Here is a 25,000-nt window from a genome sequence, read left to right as displayed (position 1 = left end):
GGATGTACGTGCTCGAGGAGCCGTACACCGAGCTCGGGTAGTACACGGTGGTGTCCGATTCCGTGGGCGTCACGGCGTCGGTCACGGTGACCGTCACGGTGGCGCTCTTTCCACCGGCCGTCGCGGTGAGGGTGGCGGTTCCGGCCTTGACGGCGGTGACCTTGCCTTCGGTGTCGACGGTGGCGACGGAGGTGTCGGACGACGTCCAGGACACGGTGGCGTTCGTCGCGTTGGACGGCGACACCGTGGCGGACAGCGACGTGCTGTCACCGGTGGTCAGCGACAGCGCCCCGCTGGAGACCGCGCTGCCGGAGATCGCCACGGAGGTGACGGTCACGTTGCACGGGTTCGACGTCGACACCGAGCCGTTCTGCACCACGAGCGTGCCTCCCGAGCCCGTGTAGTTGGCCTTGTTGTTGTTGTCCCAGGTGCCCGAGCCGTTGTCGAACACGAAGGTCAGGGACTTCCCGTTTGTCACGATGCTCTTGGACACCCAGCCCGAACAGGCCTCGCTCATCTTCTCGCCCGGCGCGGTCGTCCACGTGCCATCACCCACCTTGTAGTGGATGTACGTGCTGTCGGTGCCGTACACGCTGCTTGGATAGTAGACGGTGGTCACCGACCCCTCGGGCAGGGTGCCGGTTGCGGTCACGACGATGGACGCCGATTTTCCTCCTGCCGTCGCGGTGATGGTGGTGGTGCCCGCCTTGAGATAGGTGACGTTGCCGTCGGAGTCGACGGTGGCCACGGAGGTGTCCGAGGACGTCCACGACACGGTGGCGTCGGAGGCGTCGGACGGGGAGACGGTGGCGGTCAGGGCCGTGCTGGTCGTGTCGGCCAGGTCGACGCTGAGCGTGCCGTCGGAGACGCCGTCACCGCTGATGGACACGGAGTCCACGGCCGTGGTGGTGGTGCTCTTCGGCGTGTAGTAGGCGCTGACGGAGTATCCCTTGGCGGTTCCGGAGGTGATCTTGCCGTTGGAGACGGTGATCGTTCCGCCGTTGATCTGGTCGGTGTAGGTGCCGTCGTCGAGGGTGGTGGAGGACCCGGTGAGGTCGACGTCGCCGCCCATGTTCGCGATGACGACGCCGTCGTCGGTGGAGTTCGAATCCGTCTTGTAGCGCTCGGTCATGAGGCAGGAGCTGTTGCCCTGGCAGTTGCGCAGGTACTCCTTGTCGCCCGTGACGGTGTTGCGGAAGTGGTTGACGGCCACGACGGACGCGTCCTTCCACATGTCGTCGCCGGCGTCGCCCAGCTGGGAGACCTCGGCGAACTGGGCATTGGTGCCGCCCGAGCCCTTCGGCCTGTTGAAGTACAGCGGGGTTCCCTCGGCCTTGGAGGCGACGACGGCCCAGCCCATGCGGATCTGGTAGTCGGTCAGGCTCGTGGTGACCTTGTCGCTGTTGGCGTAGTTGTCATGCGACTCGACCCAGGTGACGAGCTGGTCGTCGGAGGCGCCGCTGCTCTGCAGGTTGCTCAGCGTGCCGGCGCTGAGGTTGCCGTTGCGGAGCGCGTTCTGCAGCGTGGTGCCGTAGCTGGAGGCGGTCACGCCGCCGCCGCCTTCGTCGGAGGAGTCGAACATGGAGGCGTAGCTGCTGTAGGGCAGGTTGCTGTCGCCCTGCAGGACCTCGCCGTACTGGTACTGGGCGCCGTTGTCGAGGATGGTGCTCCAGTAGTTGGAGGTGGTGCTGAGCTCGTTCTGCAGCTCGATGTGCTTGGCCGCGTCGAAGCGGAACCCGTCGACGCCGTCGTTGACGGCTTCGACGAGGAACGACTTGATCCGGCTTTCGACGGTGCTGCTCTGCGTGTTGAGGTCCCACAGTCCCAGAAGCCGGCACTGCGTGACGTCCCAGCGGTTCGAGTAGTCGATGTTGCCGTTGTTCGACGAGCAGTTCGACGCCGAATGAAACAGGCTGGTGTCCTGCCAGGAGCTGGCGATGGAGCTCCAGTCCGAGGTGAAGTGGTTTGCGACGACGTCGACGATGATGCGGATGCCGTACTTGTGGGCCTCCGTGGTCATGGCCTTGAGGTCGCTTTCCGAGCCGACGACGAAGTTGCCGATCGTGGTGTCGGTGGGCTGATACACGTAGTACCAGTTGTCGGTGAACTTCTTCCCGTTGGACGAGACCGTCTTGACGGCGCTGATGGGCTCCGTCTGGATGGAGGTGTAGCCGGCCTCGGCGATGGCCTTCATGTTGCTTTTGATGGTGTCGAACGACCACATCCACGCATGCAGGATGGTGCCGTCCTTCATCTCCTTCGTCAGCCCGTACTTCTCGCGGGCGGTCTCGAAGGTTGAGTTATCGACGGTGTCGGAATAGCTGTCGCGGTTGGACGACGTGGTGTCGGCCACCGCGGTGGATGCGGTGGACGCCGTCAGCGCCGCGCTTCCGAGCAGCGTGGCCAGCGCGACAGCGCCTGCCGCCAGCCTCTTCCAGAGATTGACGCCCCTGGTTCCTGATGGCCTCGGGGAGCGGTCCCCGGAGTCGGAATCGGGAGAATACTCAGTCTGCATTGACTCTCCTTGATGGTTTCTCTGATACCACGGACACGGGGACATGGAGGATCCCGGCATGGCCATCGCTGGTCTCCGGTTTTCCGACGCGGTTTCCGGACGGCGGACGGCCGTTCGGGCATACGTCTTCGCCGCGTCGACGAGGCCGTGGCTGCTTCCTTGCACTGCACTACTGCAATACTTCATTGCACTGCATTACCGCACGTCCGCATCGCTGCGCACGTACAGGTCAATACGATAGGCCGTCGGGATGTGGGGTTTATCATCGGTGTCCGAATATCGGAGTCGCCGTCTCAAATTGTGTCTCATCCTGAATCCCCGGCCTGGATGAGGCCGGGGATTCAGATTTCGGAACTCGGTGATTTCGAGGTGCTGACGCATGATGCGCTTCGGCAAGCGCACCCTACCCTCGGTGGAAGAGGCCGGCCGTCAGTACGCCCGCCTCGCGTTGACGAGCTTCTCGAACTCCTCATGCGACTGGGCGCGCGCACCGGCGTCCTCGAAGGTGACAGTCCCGTTTTTGACGAGCCGAGCGAGGTCCTGGTCGAGGGTGTGCATGCCGAGCTCTCCTCCGGCCTGCAGCTGGGTGCGGATCTGATGCGTCTTGGAGCTGCGGATAAGCGCGGCCACCGCGGGGGTGGAGTACATGATCTCGGTGGCGGGCACGCGCCCGTGCCCGGAGGCGCGTGGCACGAGGGTCTGGACGATGACGGCCTGCAGAGTGGACGCCACCTGCACGCGGATCTGCTGCTGCTGGTTCTCGGGATACACGTCGATGAGCCGGTCGACGGTGGAGCCGGCGTCCTGCGTGTGCAGGGTGGCGAGCACGAGGTGGCCGGTCTCGGCGGCGGTGAGGGCCGTGGAGATGGTCTCGAGGTCTCGCAGCTCGCCGACCTCGATGATGTCGGGGTCCTCGCGCAGCGCGTGCTTGAGCGCCTCGGAGAAGCTCTTGGTGTCGGTGCCGACCTCGCGCTGGCTGACGATGCACTTCTTGTGCTGGTGCACGAACTCGATGGGGTCCTCGATGGTGATGATGTGGTCGGTCCGCTGCGTGTTGGCGACGTCGAGCACGGCCGCCAGAGTGGTGGACTTTCCGGATCCGGTGGGGCCGCAGACCAATACGAGTCCGCGGGGAAGGAGGGAGAGCCGGGTGATGCGCGGGTCGAGGCCGAGCTGCTCGGCGGATTTGATCTCGAGGGGGATGTTTCGCAGCGCGGCGCAGACGCCCTGCCGGTCCTGGTAGACGTTGACGCGGAAGCGCAGCAGATTCCCCACGGAGAACGAGATGTCGAGTTCGCGGTCATGATCGAAGCGTCTGCGCTCGGGTTTGGTCGTCATGACCTGGATGGCGGCGAGGGTGTCCTCCTTGCCTTGGGCGGCGAGTCCGTCGACGGGGCGTATGCGCCCGTCGACCCGCAGCATGGGCGGGTCGCCGACGACGAGATGGAGATCGGAGGCGTTGAGCTCGACGAGGGCCGCGATGGCCCGCACGAAGTTCTGCGGGGCGTTGGGATGCTCCTCGAGGAGGGTGCGCGCGGCGTCGGTGGCGGTCTGCCCTCGGAAGCCGGTGGTGGCGATGGCGGTGATGCGGTCGATGGAGGCCTTGTCAAGAGCGGGGATACCTGCGATCTGCCCCGTGTCGGGGATGGTGGACTGGGGTTGGCTGGCGTCCGGCGCGATGGCGGTGGCGGGGAACGTCGCTGTGAAGGGCATGGTGGCACCTGTCTGTGAATAGCCGCTCTGGGTTGAGCCGCTTGGGGAGTGGTCTGCCTGCGCTGAATTCGCCAGGAAGGCGCGTTGGACCGAAGGGATGGCAGTTACGGGCATCCCCGCGGGTGCCTCCCTGCTCGCCGTGGTGGGGATGGTCGCCGATCCGGGGGAGGAGATGCCACGGAAATCCAGTGACGGGGCGGGGATGGCGGCATCCTTCAGTCTGTCCGCCGGTCCCTCGGGGGACGGCTTGGTTCCATTGGCGAGAAGCATGTCGTCGCAGGGACAACGGCGGGATCGACGTTGAAGGCGGTGAATTCCTCGAGTCTGTCTGATTGTGAGTCAAAAGACAATAGTGAATTCTATCGTTACGAATATAACGCCGATTCCAAGTTAAGCTACAAGTTTGTTCTTGCTTCCACGGCAAGTTCGTCGCATCCCATGTGCTTGACTGAAATGGTTCCAGGTATCAACTCCTCGAGTTCACCGATAAATACGGGGTATGATACAAGCGAATGGAGTAATTGGGTCCCCTCGTACGTGGCACTTCAGGACTGTTCGGCCTCGTCAACAACAGTGACAGGGTCGACAATATATCCTCAGGTATGGAACGGAACAGTGGACACTGAGTCTGCTGCTTCTGGAAGCGGCACCACAATAACTCCTGGGAATGGAGAGTTCACCGTCACCAAGGACCTCTCCAATACCTCGGGGAGCTGAGCCATGGTGATAACTGCTTCTCCATCCCTCCAGACGGACGTCACGACCTTCGTCCTCGCCATCGTGGGCATGGTCGTCGTCGGTGGCCTGTTCGGGTCGTTCCTCAACGTCGTCATCTGGCGGGTCCCGAACCACATCAGCCTCGTCGATCCCAAGCGCAGCTTCTGCCCACGATGCGGCGCGCCCATCGCCTGGTACGACAACATCCCCCTCGTCTCCTACGCCGTGCTGCACGCCCGCTGCCGCCACTGCCACGAACCCATCTCCATCCGGTACCCCCTCGTCGAGGCGCTGGGGGGAGTGATGGCCGGGGCCGTCACCGCGGGCGCCCTGCTCGGCATGTACCCCGGATGGATGCTGCCCGACCTCTATCTCCTCGCCGCCGTGTCCATCGTCATCGCGTTCATCGACCTCGACCACCACCTCATCCTCAACGTCATAGTCTACCCGACCGCCGTCGTCAGCCTCCTGCTGCTCGTCCTCGCCTCCTGGGGCACAGGCGAATGGACGGCCCTCGGCCGGGCCGTGCTCGCCGGCGTGATCCTCGGCGCCTTCTACCTGCTTCTCGCATTCATCTGGCCCGGCGGCATGGGGCTCGGCGACGTCAAGCTCGCCGCCGTCCTCGGACTCACCCTCGGCTGGCTCGGCTGGCCGCAGCTCGTCGTCGGCGCCTTCGCCGCGTTCCTCATCGGCGGCGTGGTCGGCGTGGCACTCATCGCCGCGCGTAAAGTGGAGCTTCGAGGAGGGATTCCGTTCGGACCATCCATGGTGGTCGGAGCGTGGGTCGGCATCGCCGCCGGCGCACCGCTTGCCGCCTGGTACCTGCACCTCGCCGGAATCGGCTGAGGAGCCGGAGGCACGTCATGAACGGACCATCCGTATACGTCGTACGGACATCGCCAAGGAAGGGATGACCATGAAGCAGATGGTGGCATTGGGACTCTCCAACGACGCCGTACGGGCCGCCGTCGTCGGCAACCCATACACGAAGCGGCCGATCATCCGCCAATGCCGGACGATACCGCTGCCCGCCGGGGCCGTCGTCGACGGCGAGGTCGTCGACTAGGCCACCGTCAGCGGCCTGCTCAAGACGCTCGTCACCCGCGGCAAGTTCCCCCGCGACAACGTCGCCCTCGTCTACGCCAGCCGACGCGTGCTCTTCCGCGAGGCCACCTTCCCCGACATCGCCCTCAAGGAGCTCCACGAGACCCTGCCCTTCCAGGCCAAGAACCTCATCCCCCTGCCCATGTAAGGACTCCATCCTCGACTTCGTGCCCCTCTCCCGCGAGGAGCAGCCGCAGGGCGGCGTGCTCCACGGGCTCATCGTCGCCACCCTCGCCGCCGGACTCGAGAAGACCGCCAAGGCCGTCGAGTCAGCCGGGATGTTCGTCACCTCCGTCGACACCAGCGCCTTCTCCCTCGCCCGCATGTTCTCCGAGGACTCCCAAGAGCACACCGTCGCCGTCATCAACGTCGGATCCAACAGCACAGACGTCATCATCCTCGACAAGGGAGGCCCCGTCTACCTGCGCTCCGTGCCGTCCGGCGCCGACGACGTCACGCAGGCCATCTCCATCGCCCTCAGCGTGCCCTTCGAGGACGCCAACGATATCAAGCAGCATCTCGGGCTGCGGAACGTCGTCGGCGACCCACGACTCGAGAAGGCCGAGGAGATCATCCGCGAAACCACCTCGCAGCTCATCGTCGGAATCCGCAACACCCTCAACTACTACGACAACGACCGCCGCTACGACGGCACCGTCGACGACATCATCCTCACAGGCGTCGGCTCCCAGCTCGGCGGATTCCCGCCCGTGCTCGCCACCTCCACCAACAAGGTCGTGCGGCTCGGCGACCCGTTCTCCAAATTCGCCCTCACCAAGCAGGCGCGCGAGCAGGAGGCCCCCTCGCACTCCTCCGCGTACGCCATCGTTCTCGGACTCGCCATGGGAAGGAGGCTGCGATGAGAGGCACGAAATCGACGCGATCCGACCGCCACGGTCGCAAGGCGGCCGACGGGGGAGACCACCACCGTCCTCGGCGCCGACACCACCGACCGCGCCCTGCTCAAATCGCTGCGCAAGCAGCTCATCAGCGCGGCGGCCGGAACGAGTTCGACGTCCTCAAGCTCGAGCTCGTCGTCGAGCTCCACGTCGGGAAGCGGGGAGTAGCCGCCATGGGCACCATGAACAGGCATCGCATCATCTGGGTGGCGTTCGCCGTCGCCATCGTCGCCGTCGCGCTCCTGACGTGGAGCACCGTCGTCTCGCCGCGCATGCAGCAGATCTCCGCCGCCGACGAGCAGACCGCGCAGATCACCCGGCAGAACACCGAGACGCAGAACACCATCGACACGCTCAGCCTTGCCAGCGTGAACATCATCCTCGAGACCAACCGCCTCAACCAGCTCGAACGGCAGATACCCAGCAGCTATGAGCAGCCGGCGTTCATCACATCCCTCAACAAGGCCGCCTCCAGCACCAAGGTGAGCATCCAGTCGGTGAGCTTCGGAACCGCCTCCGACGCCGTGCTTCCCACGGGCGTCTCCGGAGGTATTACCAGCGGCCGACTCGTGGAGGTCCCTGTCTCCATCAGCGCCTCCGGCGACTACACGGCCCTGCGCGGCTTCGTCGCCGCCATCCAGGGGACCTCGCGCATTGCCATACCCACCAGCCTGTCCTACTCCATCGAATCCGGGGACACCCAGAGCACCGTGAGCATCACCTGCACCATCTGGTCGCTGCTGTCCACGGGTTCCGTGAGCGACACCGCGTCCTCGCTTTCGTCCGAGGCGGAGTAGGCTCCGTCGGCGAATCGGGAGGCCGCGCGGGCCGGATCCTTCGACGGTTCGGGGCCCGCGCGGGCCCTCCGTCGCATCGCCGGGCCGTCGCCGCGTGACGGTAGACTATGCCGGGTCAAGAAGACCCGGAAGTCAAGCAGAAGGTGCATTGTGGCTCAATCCAAACTCGATGACGTCGTCTCGCTCGCCAAGCGCCGCGGCTTCGTGTTCCCCGCCGGCGAGATCTACGGAGGCACGCGCTCCGCATGGGACTACGGCCCGCTCGGCGTCGCCCTCAAGGACAACATCAAGCGCGAATGGTGGCGCTCCATGGTCGTCACCCGAGGGGACGTCGTCGGGGTGGACACCTCCATCATCCTGCCGCCCGCCGTATGGGTCGCCTCCGGCCACGTGAGCGTCTTCAACGACCCGCTCATCGAATGCCTCAACTGCCACAAGCGCCAGCGCGCCGACAAGCTCCAGGAGTCCTGGGCCGAGAAGCACGGCGACACGATGCCGCCGAACGGCCTCAGGGACATCGTCTGCCCCGACTGCGGCACCCGCGGCAAGTGGACCGAGCCGCGCGACTTCAACATGATGCTGCGCACCCACCTCGGACCCGTCGACGACGACAACTCCCTGCACTACCTGCGCCCGGAGACCGCCCAGGGCATCTTCGTCGACTTCAAGAACGTGCTCACCGCCTCGCGCTCCAAACCGCCGTTCGGCATCGCCAACATGGGCAAGTCCTTCCGCAACGAGATCACGCCCGGCAACTTCATCTTCCGCACGCGCGAATTCGAGCAGATGGAGATGGAGTTCTTCGTCAAGCCCGGCACCGACGAGGAATGGCACCAGTACTGGATCGACACCCGCACCCGCTGGTACGTGGACCTCGGCATCGACCCGTCCAACCTGCGCCACTACGAGCATCCCAAGGAGAAGCTCAGCCACTACTCCAAGCGCACCGTGGACATCGAATACAAGTTCGGCTTCCAGGGCTCCGACTGGGGCGAGCTCGAGGGCATCGCCAACCGCACCGACTTCGACCTGACGGCCCATTCCGAGCACTCCGGCGAGGACCTGAGCTACTACAACCAGGGCACGAACGAGCGGTACGTCCCCTACGTCATCGAGCCCGCGGCCGGACTCACCCGCTCCCTCATGGCCTTCCTCGTCGACGCCTACGACGTGGACGAGGCCCCCAACACCAAGGGCGGCGTCGACCGTCGCACCGTGCTGCGCCTCGACCCGCGCCTCGCGCCCGTCAAGGCCGCCGTGCTGCCGCTGAGCAAGAAGCCCGAGCTGCAGGGCATCGCCCACGACCTCGCCGCCGAGCTCCGCCAGCGCGACTGGATGATCGACTATGACGAGGCCGGCGCCATCGGCCGCCGCTACCGCCGCCAGGACGAGATCGGCACCCCGCTGTGCGTCACCGTCGACTTCGACAGCCTCGACGACCACGCCGTCACCGTGCGCGAGCGCGACAGCATGAGGCAGGAGCGCATCGCCCTCGACAAGGTCGCCGACTACGTGGCCGGCGTCGTCGCCGAGAAGCGCGTGCGCTACCCCGAGGGACCGGCCGACATCGTCGGCACCCGCGCCGCCGACGGCGGGCTGGACGTCTCCAAGGAGACCGGCGAGGACGACAGCGCCCCCGTCAAGGTCGCCGAGGCCGGTGGTCTGTATTAACCCAGCTGTCCGGCCCGTCGACCTGGGCCGCATCCATGTTCCGGTGCCGGTCGTCCTCTCGCCGATGGCGGGGGTCACCAACTGGCCGTTCCGCACGCTGTGCGAGGGGTACGGTCCCGACGGCCTGTACGTGGCCGAGATGATCACCGCGCGGGCGCTCGTCGCCCGCAACCCCAAGGCGTTCCGGCTGTGCCGCTTCGCGCCGGGGGAGAGGATTCGGTCCCTTCAGCTGTACGGCGTCGACCCGGCCATCGTGGAGCAGGCGGCCCGCATGGTCGTCGATGGGAACATGGCGGACCACGTCGATCTCAACTTCGGCTGCCCCGTCCCCAAGGTCACCCGCCGCGGCGGCGGCTCCGCCCTGCCGTGGAAGACGGACCTCTTCGCCGAGCTCATCCACCGCGTGGTGGGCGTGTGCGACCCGGCCCGCATCCCCGTCACCGCGAAGATCCGCGTCGGCATCGACCACGAGCATGAGACCTTCCTCGACGCCGGCCACATCGCCCAGGAGGAGGGCTGCGCGGCCGTCACCCTGCACGCGCGCACCACCGCCGAATACTATGGGGGGCACTCCGACTGGTCGAAGATCGCCGAGCTCGTCCAGGCGCTCGACATACCCGTCTTCGGCAACGGCGACGTCTGGGGCGCCGACGACGCGCTCGACATGATCCGCGAGACCGGCTGCGCGGGCGTAGCCATCGGCCGCGGCTGCCAGGGGCGGCCCTGGCTGTTCGCCGACATCCGCAACGCCTTCGCGGGCGATTCCACGCGCGTCAACCCCGATCTTGGCCAGGTCCGCGAGATCATCGACAGGCACGCGCGCATGCTCGTCGAGTTCTACGACGGGGACGAGCGCATGGCCGTGCATGACCTGCGCAAGCATCTGGCGTGGTATCTCAAGGGCTTTCCGGTGGGCGGCACGACCCGCCGCGAGGTCATGGAATGCGAGTCGCTCGCCGACGTGGAGCTCGTGCTCGGCCGCCTCGACCCGTCGCTCACCCTGCCGGAGCGGGTGATCGACAAGCCCCGCGGACGCACCCGCTACGCGCGCAAGGTGCATCTGCCCTACGGCTGGCTCGATTCGCGCACCACCACGCACGAGCAGCGCGAGGCGCTGTTCGGCGACGACCCGATGGACGCCGGGTACTGAGTATGGATGGACGGATGCGGGACGCCGACGGCCTGATGGGCGCGGGGAACCGTGATGCCGAGGGTGCGCGCGAACGGGCCGAACGGGCGGAAGAGGGATGATTGAGGATGGTTTCCCGCGGATGTCAGCCGGACCACCGGCCGATACTGTGCGGAATGGTGACGAATAGTCGCCACACGCCCCGAAATCAGCGAGGAATGAAAACTGTTCTGAGATACAGTATTGCGTATACGTGTGAGTGACAGGAGACCAAGGTGAGCGAGACCACCCAGACTGACCAGACACAGAACGGGGCTCAGACCGCCATCAAAGTGGTGGGCGTTGGTGGTGGCGGCTGCAACGCCGTCATGAGGATGATCGACGCCGGCGTCCAGAACATCGACTACGTCATAGCCAACACCGACGCCACCGATCTCACCAAGGTCGGCGGCTCTCGCGTCGTGAAGGTCTCCCTCAGCGACAAGGACGGCAGGGGACTCGGCGCCGGCGCCGATCCCAAGGTGGGCGCCAAGGCCGCGCTTGACCATCAGGCCGACATCGAGGACGCGCTCAGGGGCGCCGATATGGTCTTCGTCGTCTGCGGCGAGGGCGGAGGCACCGGGACGGGCGCAAGCCCCCTCGTCGCGCACTGCGCCCGCGAGCAGGGCTCGCTGACCATCGGCGTCGTCACCCGCCCCTTCGACTTCGAGGGCAGCAAAAGGATGACGACCGCGCTGAACGGCATCGTCGATCTGCGCAAGGAGGTCGACGCGCTCATCGTCATTCCCAACGACAAGCTCAGCGACGCCGGGGCCGACCTGCCGATGCGGGAAAGCCTGGCCCTGGCGGATCAGGCCATCATCAACGGCGTGCAGGGCGTGTCGCAGCTTTTCACGAACAACGCCTACATCCACGTCGACTTCTCCGACGTCAAAACCATCCTCAAGGGGGCCGGCACCGTCCTGTTCGGCGTGGGCACGGCCAAGGGCGAGGATCGTGCGGTCAAGGCCGCCGAACTCGCCATCACCTCCCCGCTTATGGAGGAGAGCATCGAGGGTGCGCATGGCGCCATCATTGTCATCGCGGGTCCGCAGGACCTCAAGATGAGCGAGTACAGGAACGCGTGCAAGTTCATCGCCGACGCCATCGACTCGGACGCTTTGATCATCAACGGCTTCTCCACGGACGACTCCTTCGGTGACGAGGTGCGCGTCACCGTCATCGCCGCGGGCTTCGACTCCGAGCCCGAGGACAAGCCGCTCGATGCCTCCTCCGATCAGGCCGAGGACGACGGGGACGACGACACCGGGACCATTCCCGTGCCGCCTCAGGTGGCGGATCCCATCGATCAGGCCACCGAGGAGGACTCGACGACGGTGGACGCGCCTAGCCCGGTCTCCCGGCCTTTGGACGACGAGACCGCCGAGCGCGACGTGGTCTCGTTCGACGAGGAGAACGGGCGGGGCAAGGTCCCGGCGCCCTTCTCCTTCGACTTCTAACGCGATGACGGACGGCACGGGCGAAAGGATTTTCCCATGGCAGGCTTCATGAAGAACGCGATGTCGTATCTGGGCATGACCGACGTCGTGGAGGACGATGACGATCTCGCAGATGACGCCGATTCCGCGAAGTCGTCCTTCGACTCCGACCGGTCCGTCACCCCGATCGCCCCGCAGTCATCGACCGCGCCGGCCCAACCCGCCGCTGCCCGACGCGACGCCAACCCCTTCCAGGGACGGATGAGCCGCATCACCACCATCCATCCCCGGAGCTACGAGGACGCGCAGCTCGTCGGACGAGCCCTGCGCGACGGGGTCCCCGTCGTGCTCAACCTCACCGACGTCTCGGAGGCCGTGGCCTACCGCATCGTCGACTTCTCGGCCGGCGTCGTCTTCGGCGTGCGCGGATCCATCGAACGCGTCACCCCGCGGGTGTTCCTGCTCAGCCCCGCGCAGGTGAACATCAAGGTCGAGGAGGCGTCGAGCAAGCCGGGGGCGAGCGACCTCTTCACCGACTGAGAGCGCGCATGTCCGCCGCTCCCGGTTCGTTCATGGGGTTGCCTTCGAATCCGTCACTGGGGGAGTGCAGCCGGCGTCCGTACCTGTATGACGTCGCCTCGGTTGTTCGTCGTCTGCCGGATGTTCTTTATTCATCCCCTCGTTCGCTCGGCGCCCGTCCAGCGAACGTTCAACGTGTCACGATAGGGTGATTCCATGCTGCTGCTGATCATCAGACGTATCCTCGACTGGGCCATCGGGGTGTACATCACCATCCTGTTCGTGAGGATGATTCTTGACTGGATCGCCTTCCTGTCGCCTCGCTGGTATCCGCGCGGGGTGATTGCCTCGCTCATCAACGTCGTCTACCGCCTCACCGACCCGCCGCTGCGCTGGCTGCGTCGCTACATCCCGCCGCTGAGGCTGGGTAACGTCGCCCTGGACGTGAGCTTCATCGTCCTGTATTTCGGGCTCGTGGTGCTGCAGATGCTGATCTGAGAGAGCGTCGCGACGACGGTCGGTCCCGTCCCTGGTAGGGGTCGACAGGTGCGCCATTATGGCTCTGATGGCCGCCCTGGGACCCGTCCCGGCGCGGTCGCAGAACCCGTCGTGCTAGCATGGCGAGTTGTTAGCAGCACACAGCGAGGCATCGTGCCCAAAGCGAGGTGTAAGACATATGGCTCTGTTGACGCCCAAGGACATCCGGGAGCATACCTTCCAGACGGTCCGGTTCAAGGAAGGCTATGATGTCGACGAGGTCGACGACTTTCTCGACCAGGTGACGGAGACGGTCGAGGCGCTGGGCAAGCAGGCCATGCAGAGCGGGCAGGCCACGCAGTCCTTGGGACCGGACGTCGCCGCCCTCAACGGCAAGATTGCCGAGCTCACCACACAGCTTCAGGCCTCTCAGAACGAGAACCAGCAGCTCAGGTCCTCGGCCGCGTCGGGGCAGGGCCAGACCGCCCAGGTCGACGCCGCCAAGCTGTCCGAGGCGGAGGAAAGCAACAGGGCCCTGGCCGCCCAGAACGAGCAGCTCAAGGCACAGGTGCAGCGTCTGGGCGCTCAGGTCGACCAGCTCACCGCCCAGGCCGCCGAGGCGGCCGGCAGCAAGGAGCTGGGAGCACAGCTCACCGCCGTGCAGCATGAGCGCGACGAGCTTCGCGCCACGGCCGAGAACCTCGGCCACGAGCTTGCGAACGCCAGGCAGCAGGCCGCCGAGGCCGCCGCCCAGGGCCAGAAGGTCCAGGATCTGACCCGGCAGCTCGAGGAGTCCCGTCAGCGCGAGAACCAGCTGCGCGCCCAGGTCGCCAAGGTCGAGCCCAGCACCGAGACCGGAAGCCTGCAGAAGATCGCCGGGGCCGGAACCGGCGACGCCAGCGAGCCTGAGCGCGCCACCGCGATGCTCACCCTCGCCATGCAACTCCATGACCAGTACGTCGACAAGGGCAAGGCCCAGGCCAAGGACATCGTCGACACCGCGCAGAACAAGTACAACGACGTGATCGCCAAGGCCAACGAGTACTCCACGCGCACCCGCACCGAGGCCGACGACTACGATAAGAAGACGCGCTCGGCGGCCGACGGCTATGCCGCTTCGGTTCATGCGGATGCCGACGCCTATGCGGCCAGGACCCACCAGGACGCCGACACCTACGCGCAGAACAAGCATTCCGACGCGGACGCCTACGAGGCCGAGATCCAGCGGCGCGCCGCCGAATACGATCAGAAGACCCGCACCGGCGCCGACACCTATGCTCAGCAGGTCAGGGACAACCTCGAGTCGCAGTCCAAGGTCATCGAGGGCAACATCCAGGGCCTCAAGCAGTTCGAGGGCGAATACCGCACGCGTCTCACCGAGTTCCTCAACCAGCTCGTGACGCAGGTCTCGGATACGAACAGCTTCTCCAAGGTCGACCAGTCGGGGAAGTCCGGCGAGTGAGCCGGATGGCACGCGGCACTTCGGGTAGATGACGGAAGGCATGACGGGAACGGCAGGACGGTCGGGCGCCAGCAGGCGTGCGACCGTCTTCGCATGTGTGGCGGCCGGCGTCCTCGGCCTCGACCAGGGCACCAAGGTCCTGGCCCTTGTCCTGCTCGGCTACGGTCGCCGGGTGACCGTCATACCCGGACTGCTCTCGTTCGTTCTGGTTCGTAACCCCGGGGCGACTCTGGGACTCGGATCCTCGATGACGTGGCTTATCTCGCTGTTCGCCATCGTCGCCGTGGTCGCGCTTATGGTTCTCGCCTCACGGACGGATTCGATGCGCTGGACCGTCGGATTCGCTCTCGCCGCGGCGGGGGCGGCCGGCAATCTTCTCGACCGCATCATGCATGCCGACGGCTTCCTCAACGGACGCGTCATCGACTTCCTCGACTACGGCTGGTCCGTCGGCAACATCGCGGACGTCGCCCTGACGGTGGCCGGTGTGCTGATCATCGTGCTCATCCTCGCCGGCGAGCCGTTCCGGACAGAACAGTCCGCTGCGGCGGTGCACGGAACGACGGCCGATGGAACGGTGTCCAACGGCGGTGCGGCGTCCCAGGATGCGTCCGCTGCGGATGGCTCCTCCTCGTTCCCACCGGAGGCCGGGGCTCGATGAGCCGTGTGCTTCCGGCGCCGGACGCCCTCATCGGCCGGCGCTTCGACGTCGCGGCCGCCAAGATGCTCGGCGTCTCGCGATCCAAGGCCAGCACCATCATCGAAACCGGACAGGCCCGGGTGCTCGGACGAGACGTTTCCAAGTCCGGCGTGCTTCAGGAGGGCGACGTCATCGAGCTCGACCTCGTCGAGGAACGGCGTGAGTCGGAGCCTCTGGCCGATGAGATGGGCATCGCCTACGAGGATGACGACGTGGTCATCGTCGACAAGCCCGTCGGCGTCGCCGCGCACGCCTCCGCGGGCTGGCGGGGGCCCACCGTGCTCGGCACGCTGCTGCAGCGCGGGGTGCACATCACCTCCTACGGTGCTCCGGGACGCCAGGGCATCGTCAGCCGTCTCGACGTCGGCACCAGCGGCCTCATGCTCGTATGCAAGTCCGAGCTTGCCTACCGGGAGATGCGCCGGCAGTTCGCCGAGCATGAGGTCGTCAAGACCTACCACGCGCTCGTCCAGGGGAATCTCGAACAGGACAAGGCCACCATCGAGGCGCCCATAGGACGGGCCAAGGTCGCGGACTTCCGGTTCACCGTGACCCCCGCGGGCAAGCCCGCCATCACCCACTGGGACGTGCTGCGCCGCTACGGCAAGGCGACGCTCGTCTCCGTGAACCTGGAAACCGGGCGCACCCATCAGATCCGCGTCCATTTCTCGTCCATCGGCCATCCCCTCGCCGGGGACCCGATGTACGGGGGCAATCCCGTGCTGGCGCGGGAGCTGGGGCTGGACCGCCAATGGCTGCATTCCATGAAGCTCGAGTTCCGTCATCCGCGCACCCGCATCTGGACCGCCGTCACCTCCACCTACCCGGCCGACCTCGCGCATGCCCTCGAGATGCTGGACGGTGTGTCCGGGGATGCGCCTGATGAGGAGGTCGGAGCCGCCCGTCACGCAGCGCGGTTATCGTAGAGTCCATGGCCACGGGAGACTCGTTCGTACAGCTGCACAACCACACGCACTACTCGCTGCTCGACGGCGCCTCGAAGATCCCGGACATGGTGGCCCGCGCCAAAGAGCTTGGCATGCCGGCCATCGCCATCACCGACCACGGCAACATGCACGGCGCCTACGAGCTGTGGAGCACGGCCGTGAAGGCCGACATCAAGCCCATCGTCGGCATCGAGGCCTACGTGACCCCGGAGACCGCCCGCCAGGACAAGACCCGCGTGCACTGGGGCACCGAGGCGCAGCGCTCCGACGACGTCTCCGGCGGCGGCCTCATCACCCACCTCACCCTGTGGGCCGAGAACGACGAGGGGCTCGTCAACCTCATCAAGGCCAGCTCCGTCGCCAACCTCGAGGGCCGCGTCATGCGCTACCCCCGCATGGACAAGGAGGTGCTCTCCACCTATTCGAAGGGGGTCATCTGCTCCTCCGGGTGTCCCTCGGGCATCATCCAGACCAGGCTGCGCCTCGGGCAGTTCGACGAGGCCCTGCGGGCCGCCGGCGAGTTCCAGGACATCTTCGGCAGGAACAACTTCTACATCGAGCTCATGGACCACGGGCTGTCCATCGAGAAGCGCGTCACCAAGGGGCTGCTGGAGATCGCGAAGCGCCTCGGCGCCCCGCTCGTCGCCACCAACGACGCCCACTACGTGCGCGAGGAGGACGCCGGGTCACAGGACGCCATGCTGTGCATCAACTCCGGCTCGCGCCTCGACGACCCCGACCGCTTCAAGTTCGATGGGTCCGGCTACTACATCAAGTCGGCGCAGGATATGCGCGCCCTGTTCAAGGACTTCCCCGAGGCCTGCGACAACACGCTCGCCATCGCCGAGCGATGCAACGTCATCTTCGACGACCACGAGGACGGGGCGTTCATGCCCCGCTACGACTGCCCGGAGGGATGGGACGAGACCTCGCTGTTCCTGCGCGAGGTGGAGGAGGGACTCAACCGACGCTACGACGGCAGCCCATCCGACGAGGTGCGCCGGCAGGCCGACTATGAATGCGGCGTGATCTGCCAGATGCAGTTCTGCGGCTACTTCCTGGTCGTCGCCGACTACATCAACTGGGCCAAGGCGCACGGCGTCATGGTGGGCCCCGGACGAGGCTCCGCCGCAGGCTCCATGGTGTCCTACGCGATGGGCATCACCGAGCTCGACCCGCTCAAGCACGGGCTGATCTTCGAGCGCTTCCTCAACCCCGAGCGCGTCTCCCTGCCCGATATCGACGTCGACTTCGACCCCGAGGGGCGCGCGCGCGTCCTCGACTACGTCGAGGACAAGTACGGGCGGGACAAGGTCGCCCAGTGCGTCATCTACGGCACCATCAAAACCAAGCAGGCGCTCAAGGACTCCGCGCGCATCATGGGCTACGAGTTCTCCGTCGGCGACCGGATCACCAAGGCCCTGCCGCCGAGCAAGAACGGCAAGGACGTCAGCCTCAGGGAGATCTTCGACGCCACGTCCAAGCGCTACGCCGAGGCCCGCGAGTTCCGCGAGCTGTACGACTCCGACCCGGACGCCAAGCGCATCACCGACCAGGCCAAGGGCATCGAGGGACTGATCCGGCAGACCGGGGTGCACGCCTGCGCGACCATCATGGGGTCGGATCCCATCACCGACACCTCGCCGCTGCTGGAACGCACCGACGGCACCGTCACGACGACCTTCGAATACCACACCTGCGAGACCCTCGGCCTCGTCAAGATGGACTTCCTCGGACTGTCCAACCTCACCGTCATCCGCGACACCCTCACCAACATCAGGAACAACGGCAAGACGCCCATCGACTACACGAAGATCCCGCTCGACGACAAGCCCACCTACGAGCTGCTGTCCCGCGGCGACACGCTCGGCGTCTTCCAGCTCGATTCCGACGGCATGCGCTCGCTGCTGCGCACCCTCAGGCCCGACAACTTCAACGACATCTCCGCGCTCATCGCCCTGTACCGCCCGGGCCCGATGGATATGAACTCGCATATCAACTACGCCAAGCGCAAGAACGGTCTGCAGGAGATCACCCCCATCCATCCGGAGGTCGAGAAGCCGCTCAAATCCGTGCTCGACGAGACCTACGGCCTCATCGTCTACCAGGAGCAGGTGCAGTCCGCGGCGCGTATCCTCGCGGGCTACTCGCTGGGCAAGGCCGACGTGCTCCGCCGCGCCATGGGCAAGAAGAAGCCCGAGGTGCTGGCCAAGGAGCAGGTGCCGTTCTTCGAGGGCATGAAGGAGCACGGCTACTCCACAGAGGCCGCGCAGGCCGTCTGGGACGTGCTCGTGCCCTTCTCCGGCTACGCGTTCAACAAGGCGCATTCCGCCGCGTACGGCCTCATCTCCTACTGGACCGCGTACCTCAAGACCCACTATCCGGTGGAGTTCATGGCCGCGCTTCTGCAGAACGAGCGCACCAACAAGGACAAGACGGCGCTGTACCTCGGCGAGGCCAGACGCATGGGCATCAAGGTGCTGCCGCCCGACGTCAACGAATCCGTGCTTGAATACTCCGCCGTCGGCGACGTCGTGCGCTTCGGTCTGGGCGCCATCCGCAACGTGGGAGACAAGGCCGTGGCCGATATCATCGCGGAACGTCAGGGGTCGCATGGCAGGTTCGTCAGCTTCATGGACTTCATCCGCCGAGTGCCCCTCACCGTGCTCAACAAAAGGCTCGTCGAATCGCTGATCAAGGCGGGGGCCTTCGACTCCATCGACCCCAACCGCCGGGCGCTGTTCACCGTTCATGAGCCCGCCATCGACTCCGTCATCGGCCTCAAGCGCAAGCAGGCCGAGGGCCAGTTCGACCTGTTCGCCGACGCGGATGAGGGGGGCGCGGACGACGCCATGGGCGACGCCACCATCACCATCCCCGACATCGACGAGTGGGACAAGAAGACCAAGCTCGACTTCGAACGCGAGATGCTCGGCCTGTACGTCTCCGACCATCCCCTCAGCGGCATGACCGCGGTGCTGGCGAAGCTGAGGGAGATGTCCATCGCGCATCTCGTCGACAAGGCGCGAACGATGGACGACAGGCAGCAGGTCACCATCGCCGGGCTCGTCACCAGCGTCGACCGCCGCGTCTCGCGCAAGGGCAACCCCTGGGCCATCGTCACCGTGGAGGACCTCGAAAGCTCCATCCAGTGCCTGTTCTTCGGCAAGGCGTACGAGGCCGCGGCGCAGCAGCTCGTCGTCGACCAGGTGGTGCAGATCCGCGGCATGGTGGAGGTCCGTGACGAGACCGTGAGCATGCGCGCCACCGACATGCAGGTGCCGATTCTCACCTCCGAGGACGAGCGGCCCGTCGTCATCGCCCTGCCGCGCGCCCTCGACCATGGGCTCGCGGAAAGGCTGCGCGAGGTCCTGCGGAGCCACCCCGGCTACTGCGAGGTGCGGCTCGCCGTCACCGACGGCCACGGGGGCACCGCCCTGCTCGTCGTCGGCGACGACCTGCGGGTCTCGCGCGACACGTCCCTGTTCGCCGAGATCAAGACCCTGTTCGGCCCCAGCTGCCTGCTGGCGGCGTAGGGGTGGATGCGGCGTGGGGGTGGAGGTTGTGTCGTGGGGGTGCGGTCGGTTCCGTGCGGTGACCGCGCCCCGTGAGGATGACGAGGAGGCGGATATGGATTCGGATCCCGGTTCCCCTGGCGGTGAGGGCTCGATCATCGTCACGGACTCTGGCGCTGGTGGCCCGACCGGGGACGATGGACCTCTTGTGAGCATCGTCATGCCCGTGTACGGGGTGGAGAAGTACCTCGACGAGGCGGTGTCGGACGCGCTGGCGCAGACCTACCGGCGTCTCGAGGTCATCCTCGTCGACGACGGGTCGCCCGATTCCTGCCCGGAGAAGTGCGACGCCTGGGCGGCGAGGGACGGCCGCGTGCGGGTCATCCACCAGGCCAACGGCGGCCTGTCCCGCGCGCGCAACACCGGCATGGCCGCCGCGCACGGCGATTATCTCTACTTCATGGATCCCGACGACCGCATCGAGCCGGATCTCATGCGTGCCTGTCTGGAAGCCGCGAGCCGATACGGCGCCGACCTCGTCATGTTCCGCTTCGACACCATCGCCGAGGACGGCTCGCCCATGAAGTCGTCCTACCGGCACAACGAGTACGAGGAGCCCGTCGAGCTCACCGCCGAGCAGGCCATCCGCCTGCAGGTCAAGGGCGACATCGACAGCTACTTCTGGGCCTTCCTCGCCCCTCGCTCCACGTATACGCGGCAGGGGTTCTCCTTCCCCGAGGGACGCAAGATCGAGGACATGGCGCGCATCTGCAACGTGATCGGAGAATCCACGCGTATCGTGCGCATCCCCGACGTGCTCTACCATTACCGGCTGCGGGCCGGGTCGGCAGTGCACTCCCCATCCGGGGACCTCACCGGCGACTGGATGCAGGCGGCTCAGGACCGTCGCGAGTACATCATCGCCCACTACCCGCAGCTGCGTCGATTCCTTGCCCTGCAGACGCTGAACGTGCTCGGCAATCTCAACTACGAGACCATGCGCCAGAGCATCATGTTCGGGCTGAGGCTCGACCCCGAATCCCAGCAGCAGTTCCGCCAGAAGGTCAATGAGTTCCTCGATGACCTCGGCGACCTCGGGGAGGACGAGGGAGATGGCCTGCTGTCGGGCGGGACGCCTGAGAGAATGTCTGATGGGACGCAGAAGGGGACCGGCGATGGCGGCGATGATGCCGATGACGGCGTTCCTGACGATGCCCGCGGCCGCTTCGCCGACCTGCTCGACCGGGTCGCCGATTCGCTGCGCGAAGCGAAGCACGGCGCCAGGGATACAGCGGGCGCCACGAGGCACACGGTGAAGCGGACTGTCAAGCACACCGTGAGGCACGCTGTGAAGGACACCATGAAGGATACCGTCGTCGACGCGCGCGAGGCCGTGAGGAAGTCGCTGGAGCCGAGGGTGGAGGCTGTGGAGACCCCCGAGGGCGCGGAGGCGTGCCAGGGTGGATCTGATGCTGTCGCATCGGGTGAATCCGCACCCGACCTGGATGGACGCGCGGGAGTGCGTGAGGCTCTCGACCGTCTCCGGGAGGTCTTCGACGGTCTTGCGGACGGCCCGGGTGGTCGGAAGGTTTTCCGAAGCCGGCGCAGAAGTCGGAAGACCGTTGACGCGGAGGCTGCGAGGATCGTGACGGATGCCGAGGACGACCGTCGGTAGGTCCAGGTGCTTCGGGTGCTCTGCCCCTCGCGCTCCCGGCGTTTCGGACGAATCCTCCGGGTGGACCCTCGAGGTGAATCCGAAGGGATATCCATGCGCGGACCATCTCGGATTCCCGCGGAATCGCGCTTTTCCAGCGGTCCGTCGCTCGCCGGGTTGTTGCGTCCCGTTGTTACGATGGGGGCCTATGAGCGAGCAAACCATGCGAACAATCGATCTGCGAGGCCGTCGTCTGACGCGCGCCGAGCTTCTGGCCGCCATGCCGCGCGCCGACATGGGCACCAGCGAGGCCACCGACCTCGTCCGTCCCATCCTCGAGGACGTCCGTCGTCGCGGAGCCGCAGCCCTGCGTGACTTCGAGGAGAAGTTCGACCATATCCGGCCGAAGAATCTTCGTGTTCCCGTCGAGGCCATCGAGAGGGCGCCGCATGGGCTCGATCCCGAGGTCCGGGCCGCCATCGAGGAGTCCGTGAAGCGCGCTCGCGCGGTGGCCGCCAACCAGGTGCCGAAGGACTTCCACACCGACCTCGCCCCCGGCGCCCGCGTCGCCGAGAAATGGGTGCCCATCCAGCGCGTGGGTCTCTACGTGCCCGGCGGCAAGGCCGTCTACCCCAGCTCCGTCATCATGAACGTCGTCCCCGCCCAGGCGGCCGGCGTCGAATCGCTCGCCATCGCCACCCCGCCCAGCAGGACCGCCAACGACGGGTTGCCGGACCGCACCATCCTCGCCACCTGCGCCATCCTCGGCGTGCACGAGGTGTACGCCGTCGGCGGGGCCCAGGCCATCGCCATGTTCGCCTACGGGGCCCGCGGCAGCGAGCCGCAGGACGGGGAGGTGCTGTGCGACCCCGTCGACAAGATCACCGGCCCGGGCAACATCTTCGTCGCCACAGCCAAGCGCCTCGTCTCCGGCATGGTCGGCATCGACGCCGTCGCAGGCCCCACCGAAATCGCCGTCCTCGCCGACTCGGGCGCCACCCCCGACTGGGTGGCCGCCGACCTCATCGGCCAGGCCGAGCACGACGAGCTCGCCGGATCCGTGCTCATCACCGACAGCCCCGAGCTCGCCGCCGGCGTGCAGAAGGCGCTCGACCGTCGCGTGCCCCGCACCGAGCATGCCGAGCGCGTCGTCACCTCCCTCACCGGGCGGCAGTCCGGCGTCATCCTCACCGACGGGCTCGACCAGTCCATCGACGTGGCCAACGCCTACGCCGCCGAGCATCTCGAGATCCAGACCGCCGACCCCGATGCCGTCATCGCGCGCATCCGCAACGCGGGCGCCATCTTCCGCGGCCCCTATTCGCCCGTGCCGCTCGGCGACTACATGTCGGGCTCCAACCATGTGCTGCCCACCTCCGGAACCGCCCGCTTCGCCTCCGGGCTTGGCGTGCACACCTTCCTCAAGCCCGTCGAGGTCATCGAATACGACGAAGCCGGGCTCAGGGAGCTCGCCGCGCGCATCAACGCCTTCGCCGTCTCCGAAGACCTGCCCGCCCACGGCGAATGCGTGCTCAGCCGCTTCGTCGACGACCCCTACGACAAGGCCACGCTCAGCGACCAGGAGACCAAGGCGGGACTGAAATGAGCGCCATCCCCTCCGAGCTGCCGCTGCGCAACGACCTCGTCGGCGAGGAGCCCTACGGGGCGCCGCAGCTCGACGTTCCCGTCTGCCTCAACGTGAACGAGAACCCCTATGCGCCCAGCGCCGCCGTGGCCGACACCATCGCGCGCCGCGTGCGAGAGGTCGCCACGACGCTGAACCGCTATCCCGACCGCGAGCACATCCGGCTGAGGCAGGCGTTCTCGGACTATCTCGCGCGCGAATCCGGCGTGAGGCTGCCCGTCGAGCAGCTGTGGGGCGCGAACGGCTCCAACGAGATCATGCTGCAGCTTTTCCAGGCCTTCGGCGGTCCCGGCCGCACCGCGCTCGGCTGCGACCCCACGTACTCCATGTACCCCGAATACGCGCGCGACACCTTCACCGCATGGAAGGTGGTGCACCGCCACGACGACTTCACCCTGGACCTCGACGCCACCATTGCCGCCATCCGTGACGTGCGCCCTTCGATGGTCGTCGTCACCAGCCCGAACAACCCCACCGGCACCCCGCTGCCCATGGGCCAGCTGGAGACCCTGCTCGGCGTGTGCGCCCAGGCGGACGTCGAGGGCGCTCCCGCCGGCGCGCATCCCGTGCTCGTCGTCGACGAGGCGTACATCGAGTTCCGCGACCCCGGAACCCCCAGCGCCCTAAGCGTGCTGGAAGGGCATCCGAACCTCGCCGTCAGCCGCACCATGAGCAAGGCCTTCGCGTTCGCGGGCGCCCGCGTCGGGTATCTTGCCGCCTCGCGGGGCATCATCGACGCCGTGCGCATCGTGCGCATGCCCTACCATCTCTCCGCCGTCACCCAGGCCGCGGCGCTCGCCGCCTTCGACCACACCGACGAGCTGCTCGCCCAGGTCGGTCATCTGCGCGACACCCGTCAGGCCACGGCCGAGTGGCTCAGGACCCGCACCTGGCATGGGAAGCCCTTGGAGGTCGCCGAATCGCAGTCGAACTTCCTGCTGTTCGGCGGGCGTTTCGAGGACAGGCAGCGGATATTCGACGAACTGCTTCGTCGAGGCATCCTCATCCGCGTGGTCGGTCCCGACGGCTGGCTGCGCGTGTGCATGGGCACCGACGAGGAGATGGCACGGTTCCGTGAGGCGCTCGACGAGGTTCTTGCGCAGGGCTGAGCGTGATGTCATAGAGTGCCCGTCCGACGCCGAGCGCGTCGGTCGCGGGCGGGCGCCCGACGTCTCAGGCGTTTCCCTGTCCGCAGGCCGGGTCGAATCACGGCATAATCGAAGACGAAGAAGACGGTAGAAATGTGCGGGAGGCGACCGGCGAGGGCCGGCGGGCGCCCCGCCGAAGGAGCGGACATGGCACGAACGGCGACGATCGTCAGGCGGACGAGCGAATCCTCCGTCGAACTCAGCCTCAATCTCGACGGCCACGGCGTGACCGACATCGACACATCCGTGCCCTTCTACAACCACATGATGACCGCTCTCGGCAAGCATTCGCTGATCGACCTGAGCATCAAGGCCAGCGGCGACACCGACATCGACGCGCACCACACGGTCGAGGACGTGGCCATCGTCTTCGGCGAGGCGCTCGGGCAGGCGCTGGGCGACAAGCGCGGCATCCGTCGCTTCGCCGACGCCACCGTGCCTTTGGACGAGGCGCTCGCCCGGGCCGTGATCGACATCTCCGGGCGCCCCTACGTCGTCTGCTCCGGAGAGCCGGACGGATTCGAATTCGCGATGATCGGCGGACATTTCACGGGGTCGCTCGTCCGTCACGTCATGGAGTCCATCGCCCTGCACGCCGGCATCTGCCTGCATATGCAGCTGCTTGCCGGACGCGACCCGCATCACATCGCCGAGGCTGAGTTCAAGGCGCTCGCGAGGGCGCTGCGCTTTGCCGTCGAGCCCGACCCGCGGGTCGATGGCATTCCCAGCACGAAGGGATCGCTGTGATGGCTGCTGCGGACGAGGATGACCCGGATGCCGGAGATGGTTCCGGAGTCGGCCCGGTGAAGGGATCCGGGGAGGGATCTGCGGGAGGGTCTGGCCCCCTTCGCGGGGAGGGATCCGGCAGGAAGCCGGATTCCCCCGAAGAGGCCGGTTCGCGTGCACGTTC

General features: G+C 66.5%; 19 protein-coding genes. 17 read left to right on the top strand and 2 right to left on the bottom strand.

The features are described 5' to 3' along the window. Positions 1-2,515, bottom strand: a 2,515-nt coding sequence (locus RWX87_RS04510) for an Ig-like domain-containing protein (RefSeq protein ID WP_314687822.1), incomplete at its 3' end; no start/stop codon positions are given. A 429-nt stretch (positions 2,516-2,944) separates the two neighbouring features. Next, the gene (locus RWX87_RS04505; protein ID WP_314687820.1) at positions 2,945-4,228 is read right to left on the bottom strand and encodes a type IV pilus twitching motility protein PilT; all 1,284 of its coding nucleotides are present in this window, start codon (positions 4,226-4,228) and stop codon (positions 2,945-2,947) included. Between the two features lie 720 nt (positions 4,229-4,948). On the opposite strand from RWX87_RS04505, the gene RWX87_RS04500 reads away from it, so the two are divergent. From RWX87_RS04500 to hisB, 17 genes are all read left to right on the top strand, one after another. Next, on the top strand, positions 4,949-5,791 hold the full coding sequence (locus RWX87_RS04500; RefSeq protein ID WP_314687817.1) for a prepilin peptidase: 843 nt from the start codon (positions 4,949-4,951) through the stop codon (positions 5,789-5,791). Between the two features lie 64 nt (positions 5,792-5,855). Beyond that, positions 5,856-6,011, top strand: a complete 156-nt coding sequence (locus RWX87_RS04495; RefSeq protein ID WP_314687814.1) for a hypothetical protein — start codon at positions 5,856-5,858, stop codon at positions 6,009-6,011. Positions 6,012-6,216: 205 nt separating this feature from the next. After that, positions 6,217-6,912, top strand: coding sequence for a pilus assembly protein PilM (gene pilM, locus RWX87_RS04490; RefSeq protein WP_314687811.1), 696 nt, complete (start codon positions 6,217-6,219; stop codon positions 6,910-6,912). Further along, on the top strand, positions 6,909-7,745 hold the full coding sequence (gene pilO / locus RWX87_RS04485; protein ID WP_314687809.1) for a type 4a pilus biogenesis protein PilO: 837 nt from the start codon (positions 6,909-6,911) through the stop codon (positions 7,743-7,745). The genes pilM and pilO overlap by 4 nt, the downstream gene beginning before the upstream one ends. Before the next feature lie 150 nt (positions 7,746-7,895). Beyond that, complete coding sequence (locus tag RWX87_RS04480) at positions 7,896-9,416, top strand: glycine--tRNA ligase (protein WP_314687807.1); 1,521 nt, start codon at positions 7,896-7,898, stop codon at positions 9,414-9,416. Positions 9,417-9,480: 64 nt separating this feature from the next. Then, entirely contained in the window at positions 9,481-10,566 is a 1,086-nt protein-coding gene (dusB, locus tag RWX87_RS04475) for a tRNA dihydrouridine synthase DusB (RefSeq protein WP_399552303.1), read from the top strand. A 254-nt stretch (positions 10,567-10,820) separates the two neighbouring features. Beyond that, entirely contained in the window at positions 10,821-12,044 is a 1,224-nt protein-coding gene (gene ftsZ, locus RWX87_RS04470; RefSeq protein WP_314687805.1) for a cell division protein FtsZ, read from the top strand. Between the two features lie 36 nt (positions 12,045-12,080). Continuing rightward, positions 12,081-12,563: a cell division protein SepF gene (locus RWX87_RS04465; protein WP_314687803.1), complete on the top strand. Its 483-nt coding sequence runs from the start codon at positions 12,081-12,083 to the stop codon at positions 12,561-12,563. Between the two features lie 195 nt (positions 12,564-12,758). Then, positions 12,759-13,040, top strand: coding sequence for a YggT family protein (locus RWX87_RS04460; protein ID WP_314687801.1), 282 nt, complete (start codon positions 12,759-12,761; stop codon positions 13,038-13,040). A 178-nt stretch (positions 13,041-13,218) separates the two neighbouring features. Further along, positions 13,219-14,481 (top strand): DivIVA domain-containing protein, encoded by a 1,263-nt coding sequence (locus tag RWX87_RS04455; protein ID WP_314687798.1) that lies wholly within the window; start codon positions 13,219-13,221, stop codon positions 14,479-14,481. 40 nt (positions 14,482-14,521) lie between these two features. After that, positions 14,522-15,142 (top strand): signal peptidase II, encoded by a 621-nt coding sequence (locus tag RWX87_RS04450; RefSeq protein ID WP_314687797.1) that lies wholly within the window; start codon positions 14,522-14,524, stop codon positions 15,140-15,142. Further along, positions 15,139-16,107: an RluA family pseudouridine synthase gene (locus RWX87_RS04445; protein WP_314687795.1), complete on the top strand. Its 969-nt coding sequence runs from the start codon at positions 15,139-15,141 to the stop codon at positions 16,105-16,107. The genes RWX87_RS04450 and RWX87_RS04445 overlap by 4 nt, the downstream gene beginning before the upstream one ends. Positions 16,108-16,112: 5 nt before the next feature. Next, a complete protein-coding gene (dnaE, locus tag RWX87_RS04440) occupies positions 16,113-19,664 on the top strand; it encodes a DNA polymerase III subunit alpha (RefSeq protein WP_314687792.1) in 3,552 nt (1,183 codons plus the stop codon). A 187-nt stretch (positions 19,665-19,851) separates the two neighbouring features. Next, positions 19,852-21,318 (top strand): glycosyltransferase family 2 protein, encoded by a 1,467-nt coding sequence (locus RWX87_RS06820; RefSeq protein WP_399552302.1) that lies wholly within the window; start codon positions 19,852-19,854, stop codon positions 21,316-21,318. 187 nt (positions 21,319-21,505) lie between these two features. Next, positions 21,506-22,903, top strand: a complete 1,398-nt coding sequence (hisD, locus tag RWX87_RS04430) for a histidinol dehydrogenase (RefSeq protein ID WP_314687790.1) — start codon at positions 21,506-21,508, stop codon at positions 22,901-22,903. Next, the gene (locus RWX87_RS04425; protein WP_314687788.1) at positions 22,900-24,051 is read left to right on the top strand and encodes a histidinol-phosphate transaminase; all 1,152 of its coding nucleotides are present in this window, start codon (positions 22,900-22,902) and stop codon (positions 24,049-24,051) included. The genes hisD and RWX87_RS04425 overlap by 4 nt, the downstream gene beginning before the upstream one ends. Before the next feature lie 186 nt (positions 24,052-24,237). Further along, positions 24,238-24,837 (top strand): imidazoleglycerol-phosphate dehydratase HisB, encoded by a 600-nt coding sequence (gene hisB / locus RWX87_RS04420; protein WP_314687786.1) that lies wholly within the window; start codon positions 24,238-24,240, stop codon positions 24,835-24,837. Positions 24,838-25,000: the final 163 nt, after the last annotated feature.

The sequence above is a fragment of the uncultured Bifidobacterium sp. genome (genome assembly GCF_963540075.1).
Lineage (GTDB): Bacteria > Actinomycetota > Actinomycetes > Actinomycetales > Bifidobacteriaceae > Bifidobacterium.
This window is presented reverse-complemented; position numbering and strand designations above follow the sequence as displayed.

Coding starts and splice junctions, on each gene's coding strand:
- RWX87_RS04500 (WP_314687817.1), top strand. CDS start 4,949: ATGGTGATAACTGCTTCTCCATCCCTCCAGACGGACGTCACGACCTTC.
- RWX87_RS04450 (WP_314687797.1), top strand. CDS start 14,522: ATGACGGGAACGGCAGGACGGTCGGGCGCCAGCAGGCGTGCGACCGTC.
- RWX87_RS04425 (WP_314687788.1), top strand. CDS start 22,900: ATGAGCGCCATCCCCTCCGAGCTGCCGCTGCGCAACGACCTCGTCGGC.
- dnaE (WP_314687792.1), top strand. CDS start 16,113: ATGGCCACGGGAGACTCGTTCGTACAGCTGCACAACCACACGCACTAC.
- RWX87_RS04505 (WP_314687820.1), bottom strand. CDS start 4,228: ATGCCCTTCACAGCGACGTTCCCCGCCACCGCCATCGCGCCGGACGCC.
- RWX87_RS04445 (WP_314687795.1), top strand. CDS start 15,139: ATGAGCCGTGTGCTTCCGGCGCCGGACGCCCTCATCGGCCGGCGCTTC.
- RWX87_RS04455 (WP_314687798.1), top strand. CDS start 13,219: ATGGCTCTGTTGACGCCCAAGGACATCCGGGAGCATACCTTCCAGACG.
- RWX87_RS04460 (WP_314687801.1), top strand. CDS start 12,759: ATGCTGCTGCTGATCATCAGACGTATCCTCGACTGGGCCATCGGGGTG.
- dusB (WP_399552303.1), top strand. CDS start 9,481: ATGGCGGGGGTCACCAACTGGCCGTTCCGCACGCTGTGCGAGGGGTAC.
- pilO (WP_314687809.1), top strand. CDS start 6,909: ATGAGAGGCACGAAATCGACGCGATCCGACCGCCACGGTCGCAAGGCG.
- RWX87_RS04495 (WP_314687814.1), top strand. CDS start 5,856: ATGACCATGAAGCAGATGGTGGCATTGGGACTCTCCAACGACGCCGTA.
- hisD (WP_314687790.1), top strand. CDS start 21,506: ATGAGCGAGCAAACCATGCGAACAATCGATCTGCGAGGCCGTCGTCTG.
- hisB (WP_314687786.1), top strand. CDS start 24,238: ATGGCACGAACGGCGACGATCGTCAGGCGGACGAGCGAATCCTCCGTC.
- RWX87_RS04465 (WP_314687803.1), top strand. CDS start 12,081: ATGGCAGGCTTCATGAAGAACGCGATGTCGTATCTGGGCATGACCGAC.